The 23,351-nt window shown below is 61.4% G+C and carries 25 protein-coding genes and 1 tRNA gene; 15 read left to right on the forward strand and 11 right to left on the reverse strand.

What is annotated here, in order from left to right:
* Positions 1-12 precede the first annotated feature (12 nt).
* Positions 13-627: an arylesterase gene (locus ACCQ08_RS22300; protein WP_312415481.1), complete on the reverse strand. Its 615-nt coding sequence runs from the start codon at positions 625-627 to the stop codon at positions 13-15.
* 79 nt (positions 628-706) lie between these two features.
* Here ACCQ08_RS22300 and ACCQ08_RS22305 point away from each other — a divergent pair, with 79 nt between their 5' ends.
* The 5 genes from ACCQ08_RS22305 to ACCQ08_RS22325 all read left to right on the forward strand — a co-directional run bounded on the left by ACCQ08_RS22305 (position 707) and on the right by ACCQ08_RS22325 (position 5,212).
* Positions 707-1,420 (forward strand): ABC transporter ATP-binding protein, encoded by a 714-nt coding sequence (locus tag ACCQ08_RS22305; RefSeq protein WP_312835949.1) that lies wholly within the window; start codon positions 707-709, stop codon positions 1,418-1,420.
* A 126-nt stretch (positions 1,421-1,546) separates the two neighbouring features.
* On the forward strand, positions 1,547-2,143 hold the full coding sequence (locus ACCQ08_RS22310) for a phosphatase PAP2 family protein (protein WP_373451033.1): 597 nt from the start codon (positions 1,547-1,549) through the stop codon (positions 2,141-2,143).
* Between the two features lie 3 nt (positions 2,144-2,146).
* Positions 2,147-3,751 carry an ArnT family glycosyltransferase gene (locus ACCQ08_RS22315; RefSeq protein WP_373451034.1) on the forward strand — a complete coding sequence of 535 codons (1,605 nt, stop codon included), beginning with the start codon at positions 2,147-2,149 and terminating at the stop codon, positions 3,749-3,751.
* A gap of 112 nt (positions 3,752-3,863) precedes the next feature.
* Entirely contained in the window at positions 3,864-4,421 is a 558-nt protein-coding gene (locus tag ACCQ08_RS22320; RefSeq protein WP_373451035.1) for an NADPH-dependent FMN reductase, read from the forward strand.
* A gap of 131 nt (positions 4,422-4,552) precedes the next feature.
* Positions 4,553-5,212, forward strand: coding sequence for an alpha/beta hydrolase (locus tag ACCQ08_RS22325; RefSeq protein ID WP_373451036.1), 660 nt, complete (start codon positions 4,553-4,555; stop codon positions 5,210-5,212).
* Between the two features lie 21 nt (positions 5,213-5,233).
* On the opposite strand, the gene ACCQ08_RS22330 is transcribed toward ACCQ08_RS22325, so the two are convergent.
* The 5 genes from ACCQ08_RS22330 to ACCQ08_RS22350 all read right to left on the reverse strand — a co-directional run bounded on the left by ACCQ08_RS22330 (position 5,234) and on the right by ACCQ08_RS22350 (position 8,822).
* A complete protein-coding gene (locus ACCQ08_RS22330) occupies positions 5,234-6,058 on the reverse strand; it encodes a zinc-dependent peptidase (protein WP_312415494.1) in 825 nt (274 codons plus the stop codon).
* Between the two features lie 4 nt (positions 6,059-6,062).
* Positions 6,063-6,923, reverse strand: a complete 861-nt coding sequence (locus ACCQ08_RS22335; protein WP_239808707.1) for a UDP-2,3-diacylglucosamine diphosphatase — start codon at positions 6,921-6,923, stop codon at positions 6,063-6,065.
* A gap of 18 nt (positions 6,924-6,941) precedes the next feature.
* Positions 6,942-7,448 carry a peptidylprolyl isomerase gene (locus ACCQ08_RS22340; protein WP_239808706.1) on the reverse strand — a complete coding sequence of 169 codons (507 nt, stop codon included), beginning with the start codon at positions 7,446-7,448 and terminating at the stop codon, positions 6,942-6,944.
* 68 nt (positions 7,449-7,516) lie between these two features.
* Positions 7,517-8,044 (reverse strand): peptidylprolyl isomerase, encoded by a 528-nt coding sequence (locus ACCQ08_RS22345; protein ID WP_021026743.1) that lies wholly within the window; start codon positions 8,042-8,044, stop codon positions 7,517-7,519.
* Positions 8,045-8,252: 208 nt separating this feature from the next.
* On the reverse strand, positions 8,253-8,822 hold the full coding sequence (locus ACCQ08_RS22350; protein WP_373451037.1) for a tetratricopeptide repeat protein: 570 nt from the start codon (positions 8,820-8,822) through the stop codon (positions 8,253-8,255).
* A gap of 313 nt (positions 8,823-9,135) precedes the next feature.
* Between ACCQ08_RS22350 and cysS the strand changes: the two genes are divergently transcribed.
* From cysS to ACCQ08_RS22380, 6 genes are all read left to right on the forward strand, one after another.
* Positions 9,136-10,521, forward strand: coding sequence for a cysteine--tRNA ligase (gene cysS, locus ACCQ08_RS22355; RefSeq protein WP_239808704.1), 1,386 nt, complete (start codon positions 9,136-9,138; stop codon positions 10,519-10,521).
* Positions 10,522-10,578: 57 nt separating this feature from the next.
* Complete coding sequence (locus ACCQ08_RS22360) at positions 10,579-11,229, forward strand: DNA-3-methyladenine glycosylase 2 family protein (RefSeq protein WP_312463300.1); 651 nt, start codon at positions 10,579-10,581, stop codon at positions 11,227-11,229.
* 77 nt (positions 11,230-11,306) lie between these two features.
* Complete coding sequence (locus ACCQ08_RS22365) at positions 11,307-12,281, forward strand: acetyl-CoA carboxylase carboxyltransferase subunit alpha (RefSeq protein ID WP_116925082.1); 975 nt, start codon at positions 11,307-11,309, stop codon at positions 12,279-12,281.
* An 86-nt stretch (positions 12,282-12,367) separates the two neighbouring features.
* Positions 12,368-13,339, forward strand: a complete 972-nt coding sequence (tilS, locus tag ACCQ08_RS22370) for a tRNA lysidine(34) synthetase TilS (RefSeq protein ID WP_373451038.1) — start codon at positions 12,368-12,370, stop codon at positions 13,337-13,339.
* 77 nt (positions 13,340-13,416) lie between these two features.
* Entirely contained in the window at positions 13,417-14,697 is a 1,281-nt protein-coding gene (locus ACCQ08_RS22375) for an aspartate kinase (protein ID WP_239808701.1), read from the forward strand.
* Positions 14,698-14,722: 25 nt separating this feature from the next.
* Positions 14,723-14,815: transfer RNA gene (locus ACCQ08_RS22380), tRNA-Ser, on the forward strand.
* A 1,044-nt stretch (positions 14,816-15,859) separates the two neighbouring features.
* On the opposite strand, the gene ACCQ08_RS22385 is transcribed toward ACCQ08_RS22380, so the two are convergent.
* A complete protein-coding gene (locus ACCQ08_RS22385) occupies positions 15,860-16,513 on the reverse strand; it encodes a hemolysin III family protein (RefSeq protein WP_373451039.1) in 654 nt (217 codons plus the stop codon).
* Between the two features lie 206 nt (positions 16,514-16,719).
* Between ACCQ08_RS22385 and ACCQ08_RS22390 the strand changes: the two genes are divergently transcribed.
* A complete protein-coding gene (locus tag ACCQ08_RS22390; protein WP_279212865.1) occupies positions 16,720-17,133 on the forward strand; it encodes a CopG family transcriptional regulator in 414 nt (137 codons plus the stop codon).
* A gap of 10 nt (positions 17,134-17,143) precedes the next feature.
* Positions 17,144-18,250, forward strand: coding sequence for a PHB depolymerase family esterase (locus tag ACCQ08_RS22395; protein ID WP_373451040.1), 1,107 nt, complete (start codon positions 17,144-17,146; stop codon positions 18,248-18,250).
* A 125-nt stretch (positions 18,251-18,375) separates the two neighbouring features.
* Here ACCQ08_RS22395 and ACCQ08_RS22400 read toward each other — a convergent pair whose 3' ends face one another.
* The 3 genes from ACCQ08_RS22400 to ACCQ08_RS22410 form a co-directional block, all read right to left on the reverse strand.
* A complete protein-coding gene (locus ACCQ08_RS22400; RefSeq protein ID WP_373451041.1) occupies positions 18,376-18,624 on the reverse strand; it encodes a hypothetical protein in 249 nt (82 codons plus the stop codon).
* Between the two features lie 1,159 nt (positions 18,625-19,783).
* A complete protein-coding gene (gene infA, locus ACCQ08_RS22405; RefSeq protein WP_133859181.1) occupies positions 19,784-20,050 on the reverse strand; it encodes a translation initiation factor IF-1 in 267 nt (88 codons plus the stop codon).
* Between the two features lie 28 nt (positions 20,051-20,078).
* On the reverse strand, positions 20,079-20,303 hold the full coding sequence (locus ACCQ08_RS22410; RefSeq protein WP_373451042.1) for a hypothetical protein: 225 nt from the start codon (positions 20,301-20,303) through the stop codon (positions 20,079-20,081).
* A gap of 636 nt (positions 20,304-20,939) precedes the next feature.
* Between ACCQ08_RS22410 and ACCQ08_RS22415 the strand changes: the two genes are divergently transcribed.
* Both ACCQ08_RS22415 and ACCQ08_RS22420 read left to right on the forward strand, forming a co-directional pair.
* Positions 20,940-21,320 (forward strand): hypothetical protein, encoded by a 381-nt coding sequence (locus tag ACCQ08_RS22415; protein ID WP_373451043.1) that lies wholly within the window; start codon positions 20,940-20,942, stop codon positions 21,318-21,320.
* 349 nt (positions 21,321-21,669) lie between these two features.
* Entirely contained in the window at positions 21,670-22,458 is a 789-nt protein-coding gene (locus ACCQ08_RS22420; protein WP_373451044.1) for a serine protease, read from the forward strand.
* 481 nt (positions 22,459-22,939) lie between these two features.
* Here ACCQ08_RS22420 and ACCQ08_RS22425 read toward each other — a convergent pair.
* A partial coding sequence (locus tag ACCQ08_RS22425; protein WP_373451045.1) for an IS3 family transposase occupies positions 22,940-23,351 on the reverse strand: 412 nt, incomplete at its 5' end.

The following is a 23,351-nucleotide window of genomic DNA, read 5'->3' on the forward strand; positions in this document are numbered from 1 at the left end:
TGGCGGCTTTTTTTATTTCATCAGCTTTTGCAGCTCGGGCCAGACATTGGCGAGCAGCTGCGGGTGGGCGCTGGCCAGCGGGTGGATGCGGTCGGCCTGGAAGTTCTTCTCGGCGTTGGGCACATCGGCCACGCCGTGCAGCAAGAAGGGCACGACAGCGGTTTTCTTCTCGCGCGCCAAGGTGGTGAAGACCTGGGCAAAGTCCGTGGTGTACTTGGTGCCGTAGTTGGGGGGCACCTGCATGCCCAGCAGCAGCACCTGGGCACCGGCCTTTTGCGCGCTGTCCACCATCGCTGCCAGGTTGGCCTGGGTGCTGGCCAGCGGCAGGCCGCGCAGCGCATCGTTGGCGCCCAGCTCCAGCACGACGATGCCGGGCTTGTGCTGCGTCAGCAGCTGGCCAAAACGGGCCCGGCCGCCGGCGGTGGTGTCGCCGCTGATGCTGGCGTTGTGCACCTGGTAGGCGTTGGCGGTTTTGCTTTTTTCGAGCTTGTCCTGCAGCAGCGCCACCCAGCCCGTTCCGCGTGCGATGCCGTATTCGGCGCTGATCGAGTCGCCCACGACCAAAATTGTGGCAGGCGCCTGTGGTGCAGCCGCCTGTGCTGTAAAACCTATAGCGATGGAGGTCATCATCGCCCCCGTTACGATGCTGCGCAGACACCGGCGTCGTGTGACGGGTGCTCGACCATTGGAGGAAAGATTGGTTGTCATGACAGATGCAGTGCTTTCTCAATCGCAGGCGCCTGAAGCGGTGTTGGTGGCCCAGGGCCTGGGCAAATCGGTCTCGGATTCGACCGGCAGTCTGACCATTCTGCGTGATGTGGACTTTAGCATCGCCCAAGGGGAAACCGTAGCGATTGTCGGTGCATCGGGCTCGGGCAAAAGCACGTTGCTGTCGATCCTGGCGGGCCTGGATACGCCCAGCGTGGGCACGGTGTGCATTGCTGGCCAGGACCTGTTTGCGCTGAGCGAAGATGACCGGGCCGCGCTGCGTGCGCGTACGATGGGCTTTGTGTTTCAGAACTTTCAATTGATGGGCAATTTGACAGCGCTGGAGAACGTGATGCTGCCCCTGGAGCTGGCCGGACAGCGCGATGCCCGCAAGCAGGCGACTGCGATGCTCGAGCGCGTGGGCCTGGGCCAGCGCCTGTCGCACTACCCCAAGCTGCTGTCGGGTGGCGAGCAGCAACGCGTGGCACTGGCGCGCGCCTTTGTGGTGCAGCCTGCCGTGCTGCTGGCCGACGAGCCCACCGGCAGCCTGGACTTTGCCACCGGCGAGGCGGTGATGCAGCTGGTGATGGACCTGAACCGCGAGGCGGGCACGACCTTGGTCATGGTCACGCACGACCGGGCCATTGCCGCCCAGTGCCAGCGCGTGATCACGATTGCCGCCGGCGCGGTCGTGCAGGACAGCCGAATTTAAATTCTTTATCGCTTTTTTAATGCATTAAGACATCGGTAAGTTCCGCCCGCGACAGTGCCAACCTACAGAATGCGCGGTGCCGGGTGAACACCCATCCAGAGCGGCCTTCTGTGCGAGGGGTTTGCGATGGATGCATGGAATCTGCAGTGGTTTGCATGGATGGCCGGGGGCTTTGCACCGACGGCCTGGGTGCTGGAGCTGGCCCGTTGGCTGGGCATGGACGGCGTTGCGCTGGCAGGCGCGGCGCTGCTGTGGCTGTGGTGGAAGCGGCCGGCGGACCGCCTGTACCTGCTGGGCAGCATGCTGTGCTGCGCCGCTGCGGTGCTGCTGGCGCACCAGCTCGCCATCTGGGTGGGGCATCCCCGCCCCTTCGTGATGGGGCTGAGCCCCGCCTATATTGACCATGCCGCCCGGGGCTCACTCCCGAGCGCGCATGCCAGCGCACTGTTTACCTTGGGTTTTTGCCTGCTGTGGCTGCGCCAGCTGCGCCTGGGTGGCGTGGCAGTGGTGGCGGTGGCGCTGGCAGTGAGCTGGGGCCGTGTCTACTGCGGTGTGCACTTTCCATTCGATATCGCTGCCGGCGCAGCGCTGGGCGGGGTGATCGCGCTGTTGTATGGCTGGCTGTGGCGGCATGCCGGTCCGGTGGTGCAAGAGCCTGCTGCGCTGGCGCTGCCAGACGCCGCAGCGCCCCGCCCATCGCCGCAGCCCGCACCGGTGGAGTAAGCCATGCACAGTCTTGCTTCTGCACGCGCGGTGCCTGCCCGCTTTGCCTGGACGACCGAGGCCAGCATGGCGGTCCTGGTGGCAGTGTGGCTGCTGGCGCTGGCCTGGCTGCGGCCGCTCAGCGATCCGGATGAAGGGCGGTACGCCGTTGCCGCGCTGCAGATGCTGCGCAGCGGCGACTGGGTGACGCCGGCACTCAACGGCCTGCCGTTTTTCCACAAGCCGCCGCTTTACTACTGGCTGGCGGCCACCGGCTTCCAGGTTGCGGGTGTGCATGAATGGGTGGCGCGCCTGCCGTCGCTGCTGGGCGCATGGCTGGCGGCCATGTCCTTGTTGGTGTTGCTCAAGCGCTATGCCAGCCTGTCGGTGGCTGTCGCTGCAGCGGTGGTGCTGGTGACGATGCCCTATACCTATATGGCCGCGCAGTACGCCAATATGGACATGCTGTTGGCAGGCTGCCTGACCGCCTGCATTTGCAGCGCCGCGATGGCGACCCTGAAGGCGCGCCAGGCCACGGGCCGCATCCGCGGCATGGCCTGGATGGGCTGGCTGGCTGCGGCCGGCGTCTGGGCCGGGCTGGGCTTTCTGGCCAAGGGCCTGATTGCGCTGGTGCTGCCCGGCATGGTCTGGGCCCTCTGGCTGGTGTGGGAGCGGCGCTGGCGCCAATGGTGGCTGCCTTTGCATGCAGCGGCATGGCTGCCGGTGCTGCTGATTGCCGGCCCCTGGGTCTGGATGGCGCAGCAGCGCCACGGTGGCTTTTTCCACTACTTCTTTGTGACCCAGCACTTTCAGCGCTACACCGGCAGCAGCTTCAACAACCCCCAGCCCTGGTGGTTCTATGTTGCCGTGATTGCGCTGGCCGCGTTGCCCTGGACGGGCTGGGCGCTGGCCGCTGGCTGGCGCAGTGGGCGGCGCAAGGCCGTTGCCGGATCGCAGCCACTGCAGGCGGCGCAGCCCTTGGTGCAGAGCCTGGACCGGCTGATGCTGGTATGGTTTGCCGTCATCGTGCTGTTCTTCTCGGTGCCGCACAGCAAGATCGTAGGCTATGTGCTGCCCGCGCTGCCGCCACTGGCCTATGCGGTGGTGCGCCTGGTGCAGGCCGCTGGCTGGCAGCGCTGGGGCCGGCACGCGGCCGCGCTGGCCGCGCTGTTGTGTGTGGCCTTGGCGGTGGTGCTGGGCACGGTGGCCGTGCCTGCCAAGGCCCAGTGGCGCGCACTGCGCAGCCTGCCGGTGCAGCCGGCCGACCGCTTGGTGATGCTGGAGCACCTGTACTACGAAGTGCCTTTTTACCTGCCTGCGATGGCAGCTCCGCTGGTCGTGGATGACTGGACCACCGAGGGCCAGCAGGCCGACAACTGGAAGAAGGAGCTGAGCGATGCAGCGCAGTTTGCGCCGCAGCTGGGCAATAGCCTGCTGCTGGATGCGCAGGCCTTGCAGGCCTACGCCTGCGCGCATCCGCAGCAGCGCCTGTGGGTCGTGGGCAGCACCGAGGCGGCCCAACGCCAGATGCCGCCGTTGGCGTCGGCTGCACCAGCACTGCACCTGGGCGGCACCCAGGTCTGGCAGCTGCAGGCGGGCCAGGCCTGCGGCAGGGGCACGGCGCAGTGATTCACAGCGCCGGTAGGGCAGCGCAGTTCGCGTTGGCCTACATCGGCGGTCACAAACCAGGGGTATAACCAGAGGCTTTCATCCTCTGCATGTCCTGAAAGTGAGAATGACTGTGGCAAAACCCCAAATCGGCATCATCGTTGGCAGCAACAGCAAGACCTCGATCAACAAGCAACTGGCGCATGGCCTGGTGAACCTGGTGCAGGACCAGGCGGACTTTGAGTTCCTCGACCTGAGCGCGCTGCCGTTCTACAACCGCGACGACGACGCCGACGCCTACCCGGCAGCGTTTACCGCTTTCAAAGACAAGGTGCGCAGCAAGAACGGCATCCTGTTCGTGACGCCTGAGCACAACCACTCGGTGCCGGCTTATTTGAAAAATGCACTCGACGGCGCCAGCCGCCCTTATGGCAGTGGCGCGTGGAACGGCATTCCCGCCGGCATCATCGGCACCTCGACGGGTGGTCCGGCCACGTCGATGGCTCAGCAGCACCTGCGCAACATTCTGGTGTTTCTGGACATGCCTGCGATGGCGCAGCCTGAAGGCTTTATCCGCTGGGCCGATGGCCTGGTCAGCGCCGATGGCAAGGTGGCCGAGGCCAGCGAAAAGTTCTTGCGCAACTACATGGAGCGCTTTCTGGCCTGGGTGGCTGTGCACCAGAAGAAATAAGCCATCTGTGGCGGGCTGGGGTGCCAGCGGCGGTGCAACGGCCTCAGCCGCCGCAAGGCGTTTTGCTGTGCTTCCCGCCATGGTTGCCAAGGCTGCGGTACGATGCAGCCAATTTTTTGACCAGGGCTGCCATGTTGAAACTTCCCCTTGACCACCTGTACCGTGCCGCTGCGCCGGATACCCGCGCACCCTGGTTGCTGGTGCTGATGCATGGCGTGGGCAGCAACGAGCAGGATCTGTTTGGCCTGGCGGGCATGGTGCCACCGGCGTTCCATGTGCTGAGCCTGCGCGCGCCTTATACCTTGGGCCCCGGCAGCTATGCCTGGTTCCAGTTTGGGGTGAACCCCGATGGCAGCCGCACCATCGATACTGCGCAGGAGAAAGCCAGCCGTGCGCTCGTCGCCCAGACCTGTGCTCAGGCGGCCCAGGCCTTGCAGATTCCTGCCGAGCGGGTGGTGGTGGGCGGCTTCAGCCAGGGCGGCATCATGGCGCTGTCGGCGCTGCTGACCGAGCCGCAGCTGCTGCAGGCCATCCTGGTGTGGCACAGCCGCCTCTTGCCTGAGATGGCCGCCGAGCAGGTGGCTCCCGGTCAGCTGGCCGGCCGCAAAGCCTGGATCAGCCATGGCACGGCCGACAATGTGATTCCGCTGGCGCAGGCCCATGCGATTCGCGCGGCCCTGCAGGCCACGCCTGTAGACCTGAGCTACCACGAGTACCCCTGCCGCCATGAGCTGCACCCGCAAGAGCTGCAGGACAGCATCGCCTGGCTGCAGGCGCTGACCGGGGCGTAGCGCGTCTAACGTCTTGATTGTTTAGCCGGCATCCGGGCGGAACAGACCGGCGAGCATACGGTCGAGCTGCGGCCATTCCTCGGCAAAGTGGCGGCGGTTGACAAAAAAGGCCTCGCAGGCGACCGCAAAAAACTCGGCCGGGGCGGTGGCGCCATAGCTGTCCAGCCAGGGTGCGGGCTCGCCAAAGCGCTGGGATTTGGCAATCGCATGGCGAAAGGCATCAAAGGCCGATGCCCAGGTGCGCTCCCAGGTCTGGCGTGCTTCGGCCGCGCTGGCCAGGCCCAGAAAATGGCCAGGCAGCGACGGGTAGCCATCGGCCCCGCCGTTGCGCATGTCGATCTTGTGGCAGAACTCGTGGATGACGACGCTGGTGCCGCGCTCGTTTTGCTGCAGCGGGTCTTGCGCAATGGCCGCCCAGCTCAAGGTGACGGGCCCATGCTGCATGGCTTCGCCTTCGAGCATCATGCGCCGGTGCGAGATAAGGCCCGCCTCGTCATGCATGTCGCGCGCAGCCACCATGGTGCCAGGGTGTACAACGATGCCGACAAAATCATCGTAGAGCGCTATGGCCTGCTGCGCCTCGCCCCGGTGGAGCAGCGGCACGCAGGCCTGGGCGGCAATGGTCAGCGCCATCGCATCGCTCACCACCAGACCATGCGCACCCGAGAACTGCTTTTGGCGCAGAAACAGTGCGCTGAGGGCGCGCAGCTTGGCTTTTTCTTCGAGCGACAGCGCTTGCAGAAAAGGGTATTTTTGCAGCACCTGCAGCCACAGGGCGGCAGGTATCTCGGGCACGGGGCGCGCCAGTGCGCGCAGGCGTGACCAGGTGCGGTGCAGCCAGGCCATGGGATCAGCGCGCGCCCGGCTGTGGCGGCCGGGCCAGGTAGTCGTCCAGCGCGATGCGCTGCAGGCCTGCGGCATCGATGCGCAGCACTTCGGCGCGTGCCGGCTCCAGGTCGGTGTCCCAATCGGTCAGTACCACGCGCTGGTGGTCTGCATCCAAGGGGTGGCTGGCAGGGCGGTGGGTGTGGCCGTGGATCAGCGTGGGCGCCTGGGCCTGCTGCAACCAGGCCAGGGCGGCCTTCGTATCCACATCGGCGGTGATGACCTCGCGCATGCGGCGCGCCTCGCTCTGGCTGCGCATGGCGCCTGCCAGCTGGCGGCGCTGGGCCAGCGGCTGGGCCAGAATTTGCTGCTGCCAGGCGGGGCTGCGTGCCACCGCACGAAAACGCTGGTACTCGCTGTCTTCGACGCACAGCGCATCGCCATGGCTGAGCAGCCAGCGCTGGCCCAGAAACGCCAGGCAACTGGGATCGGGCAGCAATTGCATGCCGCTGCGTTGGGCAAACTGCGCGCCAATCAGAAAGTCGCGGTTGCCGTGCATGAAGAAAAGGGCGCGCTGGCCACTGGCCTCGCGCAGGGTCTGGGCGCAGGCCGCTTCAAAGCTGTCTGCCTCGTCGAGCGCATCGTCGCCGACCCAGGCTTCGAACAGGTCGCCCAGCATGAAGATCGCATCGGCCGTACTGGCTTGCAGGTACCGCTGCCAGCTGCGCCAGGTCAGAGGCAGCTGGGGTTGCAGATGCAGATCGGAGATGAATTCGATGCTGCGCCAGGCGGGGGGCGCAGCGAAGGCATGGACTGCCGTGGTGGCCAACTGGGCGCGCAGCGCCTCATCGGGGTCTGCGGCTCGGGTGTCGGTCGGGCTGTCCATGCAGATGGTGGCGGCCTGTTACAGCGCCACAGCCTTTTCGATCAGCACTTCTTCCTTGGGCACGTCTTGGTGCATGCCCTTGGAGCCGGTCTTGACGGCCTTGATCTTGTCGACCACGTCGTTGCCCTTGACCACCTTGCCGAACACGGCATAGCCCCAGCCGCTGGGGGTGGGCGAGGTGTGGTTCAGGAAGTCGTTCTTGGCGACGTTGATGAAGAACTGGGCGGTGGCCGAGTGCGGATCGCTGGTGCGGGCCATGGCCACGGTGTACTGGTCGTTCTTCAGGCCGTTCTGGGCTTCGTTCTGGATGGGGGTCTGGGTGGACTTCTGGTCCATGCCCGAAGCAAAGCCGCCGCCCTGGATCATGAAGCTGTTGATCACGCGGTGGAAGATCGTGCCGTCATAGTGGCCGCTTTTGACGTAGCTCAGGAAGTTCTCGGTGGACTTGGGGGCTTTGTCTGCGTCGAGTTCCAGCGTGATCACGCCGTAGTCTTTGATATGCAGTTCAACTTGTGGATTGCTCATGGTGTGTTTCCTGTTGAGAAAGGTGGGAAGGGCGCCGCTGGCCGGGTTGAGGCCGGCGGCATAGCCATTTACTTGACGACGGTAGCCGACTTGATGATGACCGGGGTCTTGGGCACGTTCTGGTGCGGGCCGGCATTGCCGGTTTGCACCGCCTTGATCTTGTCGACCACATCATTGCCGCTGACCACCTTGCCAAACACTGCGTAGCCGTGGCCATCGGGGTTGGGGGCGTTCAGCGAATCGTTGTTCTGCACATTGATGAAGAACTGCGCGGTGGCCGAATCGGGCACAGCCGTGCGGGCCATTGCAATGGTGTAAGTGTTGTTCTTGAGGCCGTTGTTGGCCTCCAGCGGGATGGGCGAGCGTGCAGGCTTTTGCTGCATGTCGGGGGTAAAGCCACCGCCCTGGATCATGAAGTTGCCGATCACGCGGTGGAAGATCGTGCCGTCGTAGAACTTGTCGTTCACGTACTGCAGGAAGTTGGCCACCGTCTTGGGCGCTTTTTCTGGATTGAGTTCCACGACGATGTCGCCCATCGAGGTAGCCAGTTTCACGCGGGGCTGGTCAGCCGCCTGTGCAGCGCTGGTCAGCAACATGCCGCCGGCCAGTGCCAGGCCGCCCAGAATGGAAAGAGTGTGTCGTTTGGTAGGCATCGGTTTCCTCTGTGGTCAATTACGGTAGATGGCCAGCACAGGGCACTGCGCTGTCCGCAATGCATGCTGCGCTGCGCGCAAGTCATCGGCGTTGCAGCGTGGGCGTTGCACCGACTTGAGGGCCAACGGTGCAAGATTCAAGGCAAGGCCTTTACTTTTTTGCGTCAGGCGCCGCTGCCGGTGCCGCCGGTGCGGCAGTGGCTGGCGCTGCGGCTGCTGCAGGCTGGGCCCGCGTCACCAGCAGACGCAGGCTGCTGATCTTGGGCTGCAGCCGCGCCTGCTGGGCGGGCGCCAGGCTGCTGGCCTTGCTCAGTGATTGCTCGGCCAGGCGGATATAGATGTCGCCCAGATTCTCATAAGCGGTGGCATAGCCGGGGTTGGCCCGCACGGCATCCTGCAGCGCACGGCTGGCTTTTTCCAGCTGGTTGTTCTGGGCGTAGAGCACGGCCAGGTTGTTGTAGGGCTCGGGCAGCTCGCGGTATTCCTGCACCAGCTTTTCGAAGGTGGCGGTGGCTTCATCGCGCTGGCCGGCATTCATCTGGGCCACGCCTTGCAAAAAGCGCCATTGCGGGTCACGCGGCGCTTGCTGGATCTTGGGCTCCAGCTGCTCCAGGGCCAATGCGGTCTGGCCGGACTGGATCAGCTTTTCCACGGCTGCGTAATCGTCCGCATAGGCGGCACCGCAGCTCAGTGCGAGCGCCAGCAAGGCAGCACGAGGCATCAGGGGGGAGAAAAGGCAACTGACTAACTTCATAGGGTTCGGGCACGCTGGGCGCGTGCAAGTGGCCTGCAGGCTTATACTGCAGCGCATTGTAGCTGAGGGGGCTGGCGCCCCGGAACGGCGGGCGGCCATGGTTTGCAGGGCATGGTGTCGGCATCAGCTACCATACATGGTTCGGCGGTTCCTGCCGGGCGGCTCTGCCCCAAGCAGGCTCTGCACAACCCGCACACCAGTCTCTTTGCAGAGGGTGGGTGCGGACCGGAGTGGGGCGCCAGGCGTCCTTCCCTCTCAACCACAACCACGCTAATTTTTCATGAGTTTGCGCATCTACAACACGCTTTCGCGTGCGCTGGAGTCATTTGTTCCGATCGAGCAGGGCCATGTCCGCATGTATGTATGCGGCATGACGGTCTATGACCTCTGTCATCTGGGACATGCGCGCTCGATGCTGGCGTTCGATGTGGTGCAGCGCTGGTTGCGTGTCAGCGGCCTCAAGGTGACCTATGTGCGCAATGTCACCGACATCGAGGACAAGATCATCCGCCGCGCTGTGGAGAATGGCGAGACCATCCGCAGCCTGACCGACCGCATGATCGAGGCCCTGCACCAGGACGCCGATGCACTGGGCATCGAGCGCCCCACCCATGAGCCCCGTGCGACCGAGTACGTGCCGCAGATGCTGTCCATCATCTCGCAGCTGGAGGAAAAAGGCCTGGCCTACCGCACCGAGGGCGGCGATGTGAACTACGCCGTGCGCAAGTTTCCGGGCTACGGCAAGCTGTCGGGCAAGTCGCTCGATGAGCTCAATGCCGGTGAACGCGTGGCCGTGCAGGACGGCAAGGATGACCCACTGGATTTTGTGCTGTGGAAGAGCGCCAAACCCACCGAGCCGGACGAGGCCAAGTGGCAAAGCAGCTATGGCACGGGCCGGCCGGGCTGGCACATCGAGTGCTCGGCGATGAGCTGCGCGCTGCTGGGCGAGACTTTCGACATCCATGGCGGCGGCGCTGACCTGCAGTTCCCCCACCACGAAAACGAAATTGCGCAGAGCGAAGGCGCACACGGCCAGCCGCTGGCCAGGATGTGGATGCACAACGGCTTCATCAACGTTGACAACGAGAAGATGTCCAAGTCCCTGGGCAATTTCTTCACGATCCGCGATGTGCTCAAGCGCTATGACGCAGAAACCATCCGCTTCTTTGTGGTGCGCACCCATTACCGCAGCCCGCTCAATTACAGCGATGTGCATCTGGACGATGCCCGCAATGCCCTGAAGCGCCTCTACACCGCGCTGAGCCTGGTGCCGGCAGAGCCGGTAACGATCGACTGGAGCCAGCCGAGCGCAGCGCGCTTCAAGGCGGCGATGGACGAGGACTTTGGCACGCCAGAGGCGGTGGCGGTGCTGTTTGAGCTGGCTGCCGAAGTCAACCGCAGCAAATCGCCTGCGGTGGCAGGCCTGCTCAAGGCACTGGCAGCTACCTTGGGTTTGCTGCAGGCCGACCCTGCCGCCTACCTGCAAGCGGGTGCTAGCGTGGATGCCGCTTATGTGGAGGCGCAGATTGCACTGCGAGCTGCAGCCAAGGCGGCCAAGAACTATGCGGAATCCGACCGCATCCGCGCCGAGCTGCTGGCCCAAGGGGTGGAGCTCAAGGACTCCGCCCAAGGCACGACCTGGACGGTCGTGCAGGCAGGGGCCTGATGCGCGCTGTGGGTAGTCTGACTTTGTCCCTGGCGTTGACGCGGTCCGTCTAGCCCTATGCCTGGTATCAGCAACAAACCGCTGTCAGCGGAAGACTGGGCTGCCGCCTGCAAACACCTGGCCCGCAAGGACCGGGTGATGCGCCGGCTCGCGCCGCTGTATGCCGGTGAGATGCTGCGCCGCGAGGCGGACGGCTTTGCGCTGCTGATGCGCTCGGTGGTCTGGCAGCAACTGTCCGACAATTCGGCGCGCCAGCTGTGGAAGCGGCTGGTGGCAGCGCTGGGCGCAGCCACGCCCAAGGCCATGCTGGCGCTGACGGACGAGGCCGCCAAGGCCATCCGCCTGCCGCAGCGCAAGCTGGGCTATCTGCGCGATCTCGCCCAGTGGTTTGTGCAGGAGCCCAAGGATGCGCTGTCCTGGGTGCATGTCGACGATGATGCCGTCATTGAGCAGCTGCTGGCGCAGCGCGGCATCGCACGCTGGGGCGCGGAGATGTTTCTGCTGTTCCATCTGGGGCGGCCCAATGTGCTGGCCATCGACGACGCCGCGCTGCTGCAGGGCATCAGCGACCATTATTTTTCGGGCGAGGCCGTCAGCCGCAGCGATGCGCGCGAGGTGGCCCAGGCCTGGCAACCCTGGGCCAGTGTGGCGGCCTGGCTGATCTGGCGATCCCAGAATGCCATGCCACTGGGGCAGGATGCAGATTGATCTGGTTTGGCCGCATGCGGTTACACTGTCGGTCGTTATGAGAAGGCTGCCTGCAGCTTTTCTCGAGGAGAATCATTTTGGCGAAAAGAACATTCCTGGATTTCGAGCAACCGATTGCGGAGCTGGAAACCAAAATTGATGAACTGCGCTATGTGCAAAGCGAAAGCGCAGTCGATATCTCTGAAGAGATCGATCAGCTCAGCAAGAAAAGCCAGCAGCTGACCAAGGACATCTACAGCGAGCTCTCCCCCTGGCAGATCACCAAGATCGCACGCCATCCCGAGCGCCCCTACACCCTGGACTATGTGAACGAGATCTTCACCGATTTCGTTGAAATGCATGGTGACCGCCACTTTGCCGACGACCTGTCCATCGTGGGCGGCCTGGCACGCTTCAATGGCAACCCCTGCATGGTGGTGGGACACCAAAAAGGCCGCGACACCAAGGAGCGCACCCTGCGCAACTTTGGCATGAGCAAGCCCGAAGGCTACCGCAAGGCACTGCGCCTGATGAAGACCGCCGAGAAGTTCAAGCTGCCGGTGTTCACCTTTGTCGACACGCCCGGCGCCTACCCCGGCATTGATGCCGAAGAGCGCGGCCAGTCTGAAGCCATTGGCCGCAACATCTATGAAATGGCGCAGCTGGAAGTGCCGATCATCTCCACCATCATCGGTGAAGGCGGCTCCGGCGGCGCGCTGGGTATCTCGGTGGCCGACCAGGTGCTGATGCTGCAGTACTCGGTGTACTCGACGATCAGCCCCGAAGGCTGCGCCTCCATCTTGTGGAAGACCAGCGACAAGGCCCAGGAAGCGGCCGATGCGATGGGCATCACCGCGCACCGCCTCAAGGCCTTGGGTCTGATCGACAAGATCATCCACGAGCCTGTGGGCGGTGCCCACCGTGACCATAAGCAAATGGCGGCACTGCTCAAGCGCGGCCTGAGCGATGCCTTCCGCCAGCTGGCTGACCTCAAGCCCGCCGAGCTGCTGGACCGCCGCTATGAGCGCCTGCAAAGCTATGGCCGTTTCTCGGACACCAAGGCAGAACATTGATGCCTGCTGCCGGCCGCTGCTGATGCTGCGCCGCTGCTGCTGCCAAGCCTCCCGTTGCGGAGGCTTTTTGCTGTGGAGTGTGCGCCATGGCTGAGCCCGCCATTGTTGCTGCGCTGAACGGCTGGCAGCCCGCACTGCCACTGGCGGTAGCCTACAGCGGCGGGGCGGATTCCACGGCGTTGCTCTGGGCCTGCCTGCAGCGCTTTCCCGGCCAGGTGCATGCCATCCACATCAACCACGGGCTGCAGGCCGCGGCGGCTGTGTTTGAGGCCCATTGCCGTGCCCAATGCACTGCCTGGGCAGTGCCCTTGCAGGTGGCGGCGGTGAACGCGCATGCGCAACCTGGCCAAAGCCCGGAGGATGCGGCACGCATTGCGCGCTACCGGGCGCTGACCGAGGCCGTGCTGGCTGCCGCTGATGCAGGGCAGGGCGCCATCCAGACCATTGCGCTGGCCCAGCATGCCGATGACCAGGTCGAGACCGTGGTGCTGGCACTGTCGCGCGGCGCCGGGGTGGCCGGGCTGGCAGGCATGCGCCCGCAGTGGCAGCGCGCAGGCCTGCAGTGGGCGCGGCCCTATCTGGCGCTGGGCAGTGCGCAGATCCGCGCTGATCTGGCTGCGTTGGGCATTGCCTGGGTGGAAGACCCCAGCAACACCGACACGCGCTACACACGCAACCGCATCCGCCAGCAGGTCTTGCCCGCACTGGTGCAGGCCTTTCCGCAGATCGCGCAGACGGTGGCACGCAGCAGCGCCCATGCGGCGCAGGCGGCCGAACTGCTCGATGACCTGGCGCAGATCGACCTGCAGGCCACGGGCTCGCCACCGCGCATTCGCGCGCTGCAGGCGCTGACCGAGGCCCGCATGGCCAATGTCTTGCGCTACTGGTTGCGCACAGCCCATGGCCAAACGCCCAGTGCCGCGCAGTTGGCGCAACTGCTGCTGCAGCTGCGGCGCTGCACCACGCGGGGCCACCAAATCCATATAAAAGTGGGCCATGGGTATATACAGCGCCACAGAGATGTCATCGATTGGTACAATCCGCCAGTTTTGGTCTGACTAATGTACGATTCCGACGGCGTGCCAAAACACTTTGCATCAACGCCGAGCTTCGTGTTTCGTCATCGTGATATTCAATGGCACTGATCGTTCATAAGTACGGCGGCACGTCGATGGGCTCTTCCGAGCGCATCCGCAATGTCGCCAAACGCGTCGCCAAGTGGGCAAGGGCTGGCCACCAGATGGTGGTGGTGCCCAGCGCCATGAGTGGCGAAACCAACCGTCTGTTGGGTCTGGCCAGTGAGCTGGCACCCAGCCGCGCAGACAAGTCCTATTACCGTGAGCTGGACATGCTGGCCGCCACTGGCGAGCAGGCTTCGTCGGCCCTGCTGGCCATTGCGCTGCAGGCCGAGGGCGTTCCTTCGGTCAGCTACACCGGCTGGCAGGTGCCGGTGCGCACCGACGACAGCTACACCAAGGCGCGTATTGAATCGATCGATGACCAGCGCGTGCGGGCCGATCTGGACGCCGGCCGCGTGGTGATCGTCACCGGTTTCCAGGGCATTGACCCGAACGGCAACATCACGACCCTGGGCCGTGGCGGCTCGGACACCTCGGCCGTCGCCGTGGCAGCCGCCCTCAAGGCCGCCGAGTGCCTGATTTATACCGACGTTGATGGTGTCTACACCACCGACCCGCGTGTGGTGTCGGCCGCACAGCGCCTCAAAACCGTGAGCTTCGAGGAAATGCTGGAGATGGCGAGCCTGGGCTCCAAGGTGCTGCAGATCCGCTCGGTGGAATTTGCCGGCAAGTACAAAGTGCCAATGCGTGTGCTGTCGAGCTTCACGCCCTGGGATATTGCATTGGATGAAGAGGCCAAATCGGGCACTCTGATCACATTTGAGGAAGACGAAAAGATGGAAAAGGCCGTCGTATCCGGTATCGCTTTCAACCGCAGCGAAGCCAAAATCTCTGTCCGTGGCGTGCCTGACACCCCCGGCATCGCCTACCAGATCCTGGGTCCGGTGGCAGACGCCAACATCGATGTGGACGTGATCCTGCAAAACATCGGCAAGGACGGCAAGACCGACTTCAGCTTCACCGTGAACCAGGGCGACTTCAACCGCACCGTTGAGCTGCTGCGCGACGAAGTGGTGCCCAAGCTCGGCGCTGACGAAGTCATCGGCAACCCCAACATCTGCAAGGTGAGCATTGTCGGCATCGGCATGCGCAGCCACGTGGGCGTCGCATCGACGATGTTCCGCGCACTGGCCGAAGAGGGCATCAACATCCAGATGATTTCCACCTCCGAAATCAAGACCTCGGTCGTGATCGATGAGAAGTACCTGGAACTGGCCGTTCGCGCGCTGCACACCGCTTTTGGTCTGGATTCCGCAGAAGTTTCCAAATCGGCCTGATTTTTCAGGTTAGAATAGCTGTATTGGAAACGTGACCGAGTGGCCGAAGGTGCTCCCCTGCTAAGGGAGTATGGGGTGTAGAGCCTCATCGAGGGTTCGAATCCCTCCGTTTCCGCCAAGATGGCTTAAAATTCAAAGGCTTGCAAAAAGAATTTGAGTTTTGTACCACTTAAAGTACCACAAAAAACAAAGGCTGCAAACTTAGGTTTGCGGCCTTTTGTTTTTTCACAAGGACTCGCAGTTTTCCGGAACGGATCCTGCTGATGACTGCATTGCAGCGGTTGCTGCCACTGGTGGCCTCATCGCGCGAGTTCGGTCACAACCGCATATCCGCCAGCCGCGCGCCGATGTTCGAGCCCGATCAGTGACGGCTTTCAGGATAGTAGCCGACGCTGGTCATCAAGGCACTACAACTAACTGCTAGATGACCGCTATTTCAGAGCATGATGGGCGCTACCGACCCTGAACTGCCGTTGGTGGATTCCCGCCGATTGGCAACTTCGCAGCGGTTGCAGCCGCTGATTGCAGCTGGGTAAACTACCGCTCACCTAGTCATAGCGCTCTTTCAGAGAGCCAAAACAGTCACTTCCCCAATGATGGTTTTCAGGTCCGCAGCAGTCCCTCGGTAGCCGGCAGTCACCGGGGATGCAGGAAGTCCAAATCTAATGTCAGCGGCTGCCGGAACCGGTCATTGACTTTCCTGGTGCGAAGCGATTCCCCTCGCCGCCGACAATTCTCAGTCGGTATCTGTAGCCCCGCCCGGTTAACTCAAGAGGGAATGACCTTGCTCTTCGTGCAAAACTCCGTCGCCAATCGTCCTACGTCATATCGCCACGCGCCAGTCCGACTGACGAGGGGTTTTCCTTAGAGCTTGTGCCCCTTGAGCAGGGGGCATTGCGGCCAAAGCGGATCGAGGATGGCTGCTCACACCAAGTGCTTGTGAACCCGCTGATGCTGGCACCCAGCACCCGGCATTGCACCGAGGCGGGCCGCCCCCTTCGGGGCGCCACGATGAAGGCATCACGCTCGAACACCGACTGATGCGCCTGGAATCCCTCAATCCTTGAGCAACCGCGCCTTCACCGTCCGCCCCTTGATCTTTCCGCTATTGAATGTCTGAGAAAACGGCCGGCGGAGCGTCGAAGCCATGAATGGCAGGAGGTCAGGCGAGCAAACCGGCTACCGCGACGGTATGGCAGGCGCTGCCGGCAACCACGAACAGATGCCAGATGCCGTGCGCGTGGCGCATGCTCGCCAGACGACGGTAGAACACCGTTCCTACCGAATAGAGCAGTCCGCCGGCGAGCAGCCAGGCCAGGGTCTGCGCACCATGGCGAAAGGCCACCGGCACCGCGCCCCCCAAGCTGAGCCAGCCAAGGCTGATGTACAGGGACAGGCGCGGCGGCGAATCGAAACCCAGTGCACGTATCGCACCCTGGAATGCGAGCCCCCATACGCCGCCAAGCAGAAGCCAGGCCCACAGGCTAGGGGGCGCCAGCAAGGCAAAGGGCGTGTGGCTGCCGGCAATCAGCAGGTAAATGCAGGCGTGGTCGGCGCGCTGCCAGAAACGCTTGCGCACCCCGGTACAGCCATGAAAGAGGGCCGATGCGCCAAACAGCGCCGCCAGAGACAGGCCAAACACCACAGCGCCCACAATCCTGCGCGCATCGCCGCCGGCCACCGTTTCGCAGATGAGAACCACACTGGCCGCCAGGCCCACGGGCAGGGCTGCCAGATGACTCCAAGTATTGAACCGTTCGCCGGGCGGGCCCCAAACGGAAGGGCCGTGCGGCGAGCCTGCCTGCAAATCTTGCATGAAGCCTCCTGGCGCATGGCTGAGCAACGCCGGGCGCGGTGGCCCGACTCGGCCACCTTACGGCCTAGACGTGACAGGGCAATGATGGTAACGGACACGCTGGAGAGCCCGTCCACCCGACACCACACAACGTGCAGCGCTAAATTGAACCGTCAGACCTTGAAACCATCCTCATACCATCCATATAGATGGCATAAGGATGTTCTATGGCTACAACCACCTCCACCCCTCGCGTGAGCGAATCCGAGAAGCTCACCATCAATCTGGGTTATGTCGACCTGGGCCAAATCGACCTGCTGGTCGCCGAGGGCTTCTACGCAAACCGCAGTGATTTCATCCGTACAGCGATACGCAATCACCTGCGCAGCCACGCGGACGCGTTGCAACAGGTCGTCGCCCGCAAGATGCTGGTTCTGGGTATGCAGCATTTCTCCCAGGCCGATCTCATGCGAGTGCAGGCTGCCGGGGAAAAACTGCAGATCCGGGTGCTGGGCTTGGCCAGCATCGCGCAGGACGTGAGTGCGCAGCTGGCCGCAGAAACCATCGAATCCATCACGGTGCTGGGAGCGCTCCAGGCCAGCCCCGCCGTTCGTGCCGCTCTGGCCGGCCGCATTACCTGAGAACCATTCCATGAAACAGCTTTTTCACGACATGCTCGGAGAGGCTACACGCCTGACGCGCACTGGCAATTTGCTGGAAGCAACCGAGCTGATTCAGCGCACGTTGCGAGGCGAAAGCGCGCCCGCGCCCCACGGCAAGACAGCCGCAACCAGTCCTAGGGAGGAAGGCTGGATCATCGATGCCAAAGCCCGTTTCATCGACGATGCTCCCGAACTCGCCGTGCCTGCGGGCTCATCGCAGGCAGACACCTCCGGCGACGAGCAATGGCTGCGCGGCAGCTATTCGCACGGAGGCCGGCAGCTGGCCTATCGGCTGTATGTGCCGCCGGGCAGTGCACTTGAAGCGGGGCCTCGGCCGCTCATCCTCATGCTGCACGGTTGCACCCAAGGGCCGGAAGACTTCGCCGCCGGCACGCGCATGAATGACCACGCACGCAGGGCTGGTGTATGGGTGCTCTATCCTGAACAAACACAGCATGCGAACTCGCAAAAATGCTGGAACTGGTTCAAGGCCCAGCATCAGCAGCGAGGCCGGGGCGAGCCAGCACTGCTGGCGGGCCTCACACGCCAGATGGTGGCTGACCATGGCGCGGATGCATCGCGTGTCTATGTCGCCGGACTATCGGCTGGAGGTGCAATGGCGGACATATTGGGACGCACCTATCCTGAGCTGTTCGCCGCCGTGGGTGTGCATTCGGGCTTGCCCGCCGGTGCTGCGTCCAATCTGCCATCAGCCCTCGACGCGATGCGAAGAGGTACAGCATCAGGTTCGGCCAGCGGTCCCAGCGTGTGTCCAGTGATCGTGTTTCACGGCGATGCCGACAAGATGGTGCACCACGACAACGGCGCGGCCGTGGTGAATGCTGCACGCAGCGCGCAAAGTCCCCAAGACGCACCTCGCGTCATCCAGGGCCATGCGCCGAACCGCCAGCGATTCACCCGCTCTTCCTATGTCGCGGCCGACGGAAGTACCGCCATTGAACACTGGCAACTGCATGGCGCAGGCCACGCATGGTCTGGCGGCAGCTCAGAGGGCAGCTACACCACGCCAGGAGGAATCGACGCCAGCGCCGAGATGCTGCGCTTCTTCCTTTCGCACAAGCGTGCTAACGGCTGACCGAAGGACAGCTTTTACGCAAGCTGAAGTGGCGCTATCGACCCAGAGCGGTCTTGCGGCTTTGCCCAAAGCTGACTTTGGCATCTACTGAAAGCTGCTCGCCAGCCGTGGATTTCGGGGCAAGCTCAGTCTATAGACCACCACATTTCCAATGCGAAGTAGCGGTTGTCGAAATTGCGTGCCATGTAGATATTGCCGGTCATTTCGGTCCCTCCATCTTCAAAAGCCCACAAAATATCATCGACCTGAAGGTCATCCTTCAGCGCCCGCAGAAGCTCATTGGCGATGCTGGTTGAGACTACCGCGAGCTCTTGAGGGTTGCTCGCGCCTCCAAGAGCCCCTTGAACCCAAGCCCCGAGTTGCTTCACATCCATTGCACCGGCTTGCGGTTCTCGGCGCGAGTCCTTGAATCGAAAATGAGCTTGGTTCGCAGCCTCGACAAAGGTCCAAAGGATGCCACCCTCAGAGTATTGGTCCTTCGACTTTGCGCAAAGCTCATCGAGCAGTTTTAGGGTGTATGTAGATAGCATTTAAGGAATGAGCGAGAGTCTGCTCCTGGCCGGAAGCATGCGATCGCTGTGGCTCCCCAAAGCTGTCCATCACTGGCAGGAGCAAACCAACCAGCCACAGCTTTCGAGGGGTTTGACCGAAGTGGTGCTCTCGGCCAAGAGCTGCCGCTCGCCATTGGGCACAATCGGCCACGATCGAAGTCCCTCCAGCACAATTCCTCCACCTTTCCTCTTTAACGAACAAACCGAATGACTTTGATTAGTTTGCTCGGCAAGAAGCTGAACGACGAAGAGATTTCCCAACTCCTGGAAGACTACAAGGTACGCGAGATCATCTATGGCTTTGGCCGAATACGCTAACCGCGCTGCAGGCCTAGTCGCGCCATGCGATCAGCAGGTGGATGCCGCCAGCGGCCGGACCTACAGCACCCCATCGACGATGTTCATTCGGCAGACTGGGCAGCTTGTGCAGGCAGGAGGTCTTCTTGCAGGTATGACCACAGAAGCGGCTCCGGGAGGCAAGCCGGTTTACAAGTATGCAAGCGGGAACAGGTTTTTGGTTGGCTAATCAATCTGGCCGGTGGATGGAGTATGCGTCTGTGGCTCGTCATACAGCCTCATGCAAGCTCGCTTGATCTGGTACGCGGCCATCTCGCTTCGAGTGTCTGCAGCTTTCCTCGCTGTGCACTCAGCGCCGGAATCGTAGCCAGTGAGCTCGCGTCCTGAACCTGGCTTCACGGCCTCAATACCGCTAGGGAAGGACACTAGGCAAGCCTGAGCCGCAGCCATTGCCGCCTTGTCGTTCTGCACCTGGCCAGCCTTATCTAGGATGCAGGTGGCGTAGTTCGCAGCCATGGCCGGTGAAGCCAGGAGCAGGGCTAGAGCGACTAGTGTTGGGTGCATGTGGTGCGATGGTAGGGAAAATGGCGATAGAGCCGTCGAGGTGTCTGGTGGTTAGAGAGTTCCACGCTCATTTGGCAATAAAAAACCGCTCGGAGGCGGTTGGGATGCAAGGATTATTCGCCTACCGTTTGCGGAAGTTATTTGAACCGCCTGCGGTTCCTGATCGAGGGGGAAGGTGACGGAAAGTAATTCTGCCCTTCGTCAGGTCATAAGGTGACATTTCAATAGTTACGTTGTCACCCGCAATGATCTTGATTCGGTGCTTTCGCATCTTTCCACCTGTGTACGCAACCAAGGTGTGGCCGTTATCCAGGGTAACTCGATACCTTGCATCGGGGAGAATTTCTCCGATCTTCCCTTGCATTTCGATCAGGTCTTCTTTGCTCAATGTGTGTCCTTGGTGATGGTCCGCGGGGTTACTTCAAGAGGGCAAGTTGCATGCCCTCATGCTTGGCATGATCGAACGCTTCCTGAGCGGTCTCAAAAAGCTTTGAGAAGGTGTAGACGGTGTCTTGAGTAACAGAGCCTTGGCCAGATTTCAAAGAGACGGCTGATTGAAACTTGCCGTCTGGCTGCTCACTCACGCCAGGCGAGATGAAATAACGAGAGATTTTGTTGGTGTCTTTAAAAAATTGGAACATACATGCGCGCTCCACGCGCTGAAACGGTGGAGCTTGAGGCGCCAGAAATAAATGCAGAATAGGGGAAAGCCGACCCTAGGAATTTATTGTGGCTTGAGAGCTTGCCTAGGATGGTGTGCGGAATGGCGTAAGAGCCAGGCACTCTGATGGATCAAGGGGCAAGCATGCCCTGACCGGAAGTTCAGGATAGCACACAGACGGCTTTCGTCAAAGGACTACATCCATCATGACTTGTCATGCACTACCAACCGCCTTGCCCCGACGACTGTCTGTGGCATGTGACCAAGCTTCAGCTACTCCTCTGGGCCAAGACCCAATGTGAACCCCTCTGATCGCCTGCACTGTGAGCGGGAAATTCCGTCTTTGAGGAGCATATCCGGTCGCGTCCGTACGTAGCCAGGCAATCTGTAAGCGCTGGATGCGCCTACTTGAAGGTCATCTTTTCCCGGCAGCCAATCTACCTTGCAATCAGTTAGCCTGAAAGGCTGCTTCAATGAAAGGATCGAGATGGGCTACGGGCAAATACTTCTGTTTTTCGTGATGGTCTGGCTGTCGTACTTTGCGTACTGGCTTCTTTCACGAGGTCCGCCACATTCACCCAGGATCCTATCTCGCCCTCCTTCGAAGACGATCGCATTGAAGAAATTGATTTCAAAAAAGCATTGGGCAAGAGGCGAGTCGGTGGCTGTAGCTGACGATGGCGAGCACACTTCGAACATCTTTCGAATTGCAGGGAACACCTTTGGTCAGTCGGCCCACCGAGAGTGCTTGGCGTTCCTTGTTCCAGGAGAAGAACAAGCAGGCTTTGAAATGGCAGTGTCAGTGGTGGTAGAGGGATTGCGCATCGGTCAACTGTCCAAGAGAGATCTCATCCCGTTTAGAGCCATGCTGCAACGAGCTGGACTGGCTGCACAGGTCACTTCGTGCGATGCCTACATTGGCGGTGGCGGAACTGGAGCTGATGGGAAGAAGCAACGCTATGCAATCTCCCTCAATGTTGATTGGTTCGAAGCTTAATTTAACGCCTGCGCTGAAGTTGCACATCCGTCAATCCTGATGCCTGGCATTGGGAGTTGGCATGGTGTTGCTGATCCAGCACTGTTGCGGGAAGAATCCTAAGCTTTTCTCCGCGAGTCTCGTTTAAGGTCATTAAAAGGAGTAGCCTGGGACTAGGCGATCCATCCTGCATCGTCATTTGGATCCGGAGCCTATCTGTCAGCCAACCCCATCCCCATATCTACTCCTACCTTTTGGCACACTGTCAAAGTGATGTTTTTTGTGAGTGGTGACTCCCTGGTTCAGCAAGATGCCGGTGACAATCCGCATGTGAAGTTTGCGGCAGTCAAGCCGGTTAAGAGCCAGCAAGTTGCTGTTTCTGATGAAGGTTGATATGGGCTGGACTACAGTTCCTTCTGATTCGCCAAATTCTCTCGAAGAAGTCCTTCTAGCCACGACACACATACGCACCTACTGGGGCTCGCAGCACCTCACAAATGCCAGTGGTTTCTTCTTCCAACGTGACGCCCGCTTGTTTTTAGTGACGAGCTCGCATGTTTTGCAAGACCAGCTCACCAGGCATCTTCCTGACCGGATCGAAATCGAGCTTCATACGTCTGCCAATGATCTGAGCAGAATTGCGATCTTCTCAATCCCACTATTTAGCCAGGGAGCCGAACTTTGGAAAAGGGCATCGGACACAGCTGGTTCAGTGGATATAGCGGCCATAGAGATTGCCGTTGATCGATTGCCGGAGCAGACCTTGCTGCGAGCTTTTAACGTCTCGAATTTAGACGCAGGCAGTGAGGATGTGGCTATTGGCGATGATCTGACAGTCGTTGGTTTTCCTCTGGGATTTCACGACACTGTTCATTATTTGGCTGTGGCGCGAAGTGCATCTATTGCGTCTGCCTACGGCGTGCGATTTCAGCGGCAAGGCTATTTTTTGACAGATGCTAGGACACACCGTGGTAGCAGTGGATCCCCTGTGCTGCGACGCCGACGCACGGCCCATAGCGCTCGCTCGTTGGAAGCTTGGCAATTGCTGGGTGTTCATTCCACACGAATGGACATGCGAACTCGAGATGTCGTCGAAGACGAATCGCTTGGCTTGAATTGCGCTTGGTACACAGATGTATTGCTGCTGCTTACTGCGTAATTATCCCTAGCTACTTTGAGCTTCCTCTCTCGCGATTTCAACTCTAATTAGGACTCAAAACTGCTCGCTCGTGCACTTCGATTTCCAGCTTCGAACACGATGCAGATAGTTAGAGCAGCTTCAGATTCGTGGAGCTATGCTCCTGTTCCGTAGGGCCAGAAGCCATTTAGAAACCTAAGCGCTAGCCGCTGGACGCGAACTGGCTTCGGGGCAATTTGGCTGTCTTTCGCACGCAATTGATCCATGTTTTGGGCACTCGCCCTTTTCGAAAGCAAGAGTTTCACGCGCTCTTCTGAATGTAAGAGCGGAGACTGTTATCTGCATGATTGAAAACGGATTCCCATAAACATGATTAAACAAAGCACTGTTCACCGCACAATAACGCCTGAACAATGGGAGCTCAAACGTGCGCAAGAGCGCATAACTTACCCACTGGATCATGCGGGACCAATGGGCTGCTGCCGGTTCCGTTGACACCGACCTAAGCTTCTTGAGCTTTCTCGAACTGTACGGGACTGAGATAGCCGAGCGTCGAATGCCGGCGCGTCGGGTTGTAGAAGCACTCGATGTAATCGAACACATCTGAACGGGCCTGCCCTCGTGTGCGGTACACCTTCCTGGCCGTGCGCTCGGTCTTGAGGGAACTGAAGAAGCTCTCCATGGCCGAGTTGTCCCAGACCTCACCGGCCCGGCTCATGCTGCAAGTGATGCCTTGTTCATCCAGCAGCTTCTGGAAGTGCTCGCTGGTGTACTGGCTGCCCTGGTCCGAGTGATGCAACAAGGCCACCGTCTTGCCTCGACGCCACACTGCCATCATCAGCGCATCCACCACGAGCTGCGTAAGCGCGCGGTGAACCCATCTTGAAGTGACTCTCTCCGTCTCGCAACATCGT

The organism is Comamonas sp. SY3 (assembly GCF_041730275.1).
In the GTDB taxonomy this organism is placed as follows: Bacteria; Pseudomonadota; Gammaproteobacteria; order Burkholderiales; family Burkholderiaceae_C; genus Comamonas; species Comamonas sediminis.

Coding starts and splice junctions, on each gene's coding strand:
- ACCQ08_RS22300 (WP_312415481.1), bottom strand. CDS start 627: ATGACCTCCATCGCTATAGGTTTTACAGCACAGGCGGCTGCACCACAG.
- ACCQ08_RS22305 (WP_312835949.1), top strand. CDS start 707: ATGACAGATGCAGTGCTTTCTCAATCGCAGGCGCCTGAAGCGGTGTTG.
- ACCQ08_RS22310 (WP_373451033.1), top strand. CDS start 1,547: ATGGATGCATGGAATCTGCAGTGGTTTGCATGGATGGCCGGGGGCTTT.
- ACCQ08_RS22315 (WP_373451034.1), top strand. CDS start 2,147: ATGCACAGTCTTGCTTCTGCACGCGCGGTGCCTGCCCGCTTTGCCTGG.
- ACCQ08_RS22325 (WP_373451036.1), top strand. CDS start 4,553: ATGTTGAAACTTCCCCTTGACCACCTGTACCGTGCCGCTGCGCCGGAT.
- ACCQ08_RS22330 (WP_312415494.1), bottom strand. CDS start 6,058: ATGGCCTGGCTGCACCGCACCTGGTCACGCCTGCGCGCACTGGCGCGC.
- ACCQ08_RS22335 (WP_239808707.1), bottom strand. CDS start 6,923: ATGGACAGCCCGACCGACACCCGAGCCGCAGACCCCGATGAGGCGCTG.
- ACCQ08_RS22340 (WP_239808706.1), bottom strand. CDS start 7,448: ATGAGCAATCCACAAGTTGAACTGCATATCAAAGACTACGGCGTGATC.
- ACCQ08_RS22345 (WP_021026743.1), bottom strand. CDS start 8,044: ATGTTGCTGACCAGCGCTGCACAGGCGGCTGACCAGCCCCGCGTGAAA.
- ACCQ08_RS22350 (WP_373451037.1), bottom strand. CDS start 8,822: ATGCCTCGTGCTGCCTTGCTGGCGCTCGCACTGAGCTGCGGTGCCGCC.
- cysS (WP_239808704.1), top strand. CDS start 9,136: ATGAGTTTGCGCATCTACAACACGCTTTCGCGTGCGCTGGAGTCATTT.
- ACCQ08_RS22360 (WP_312463300.1), top strand. CDS start 10,579: ATGCCTGGTATCAGCAACAAACCGCTGTCAGCGGAAGACTGGGCTGCC.
- tilS (WP_373451038.1), top strand. CDS start 12,368: ATGGCTGAGCCCGCCATTGTTGCTGCGCTGAACGGCTGGCAGCCCGCA.
- ACCQ08_RS22375 (WP_239808701.1), top strand. CDS start 13,417: ATGGCACTGATCGTTCATAAGTACGGCGGCACGTCGATGGGCTCTTCC.
- ACCQ08_RS22385 (WP_373451039.1), bottom strand. CDS start 16,513: ATGCAAGATTTGCAGGCAGGCTCGCCGCACGGCCCTTCCGTTTGGGGC.
- ACCQ08_RS22390 (WP_279212865.1), top strand. CDS start 16,720: ATGGCTACAACCACCTCCACCCCTCGCGTGAGCGAATCCGAGAAGCTC.
- ACCQ08_RS22395 (WP_373451040.1), top strand. CDS start 17,144: ATGAAACAGCTTTTTCACGACATGCTCGGAGAGGCTACACGCCTGACG.
- ACCQ08_RS22400 (WP_373451041.1), bottom strand. CDS start 18,624: ATGGATGTGAAGCAACTCGGGGCTTGGGTTCAAGGGGCTCTTGGAGGC.
- ACCQ08_RS22410 (WP_373451042.1), bottom strand. CDS start 20,303: ATGTTCCAATTTTTTAAAGACACCAACAAAATCTCTCGTTATTTCATC.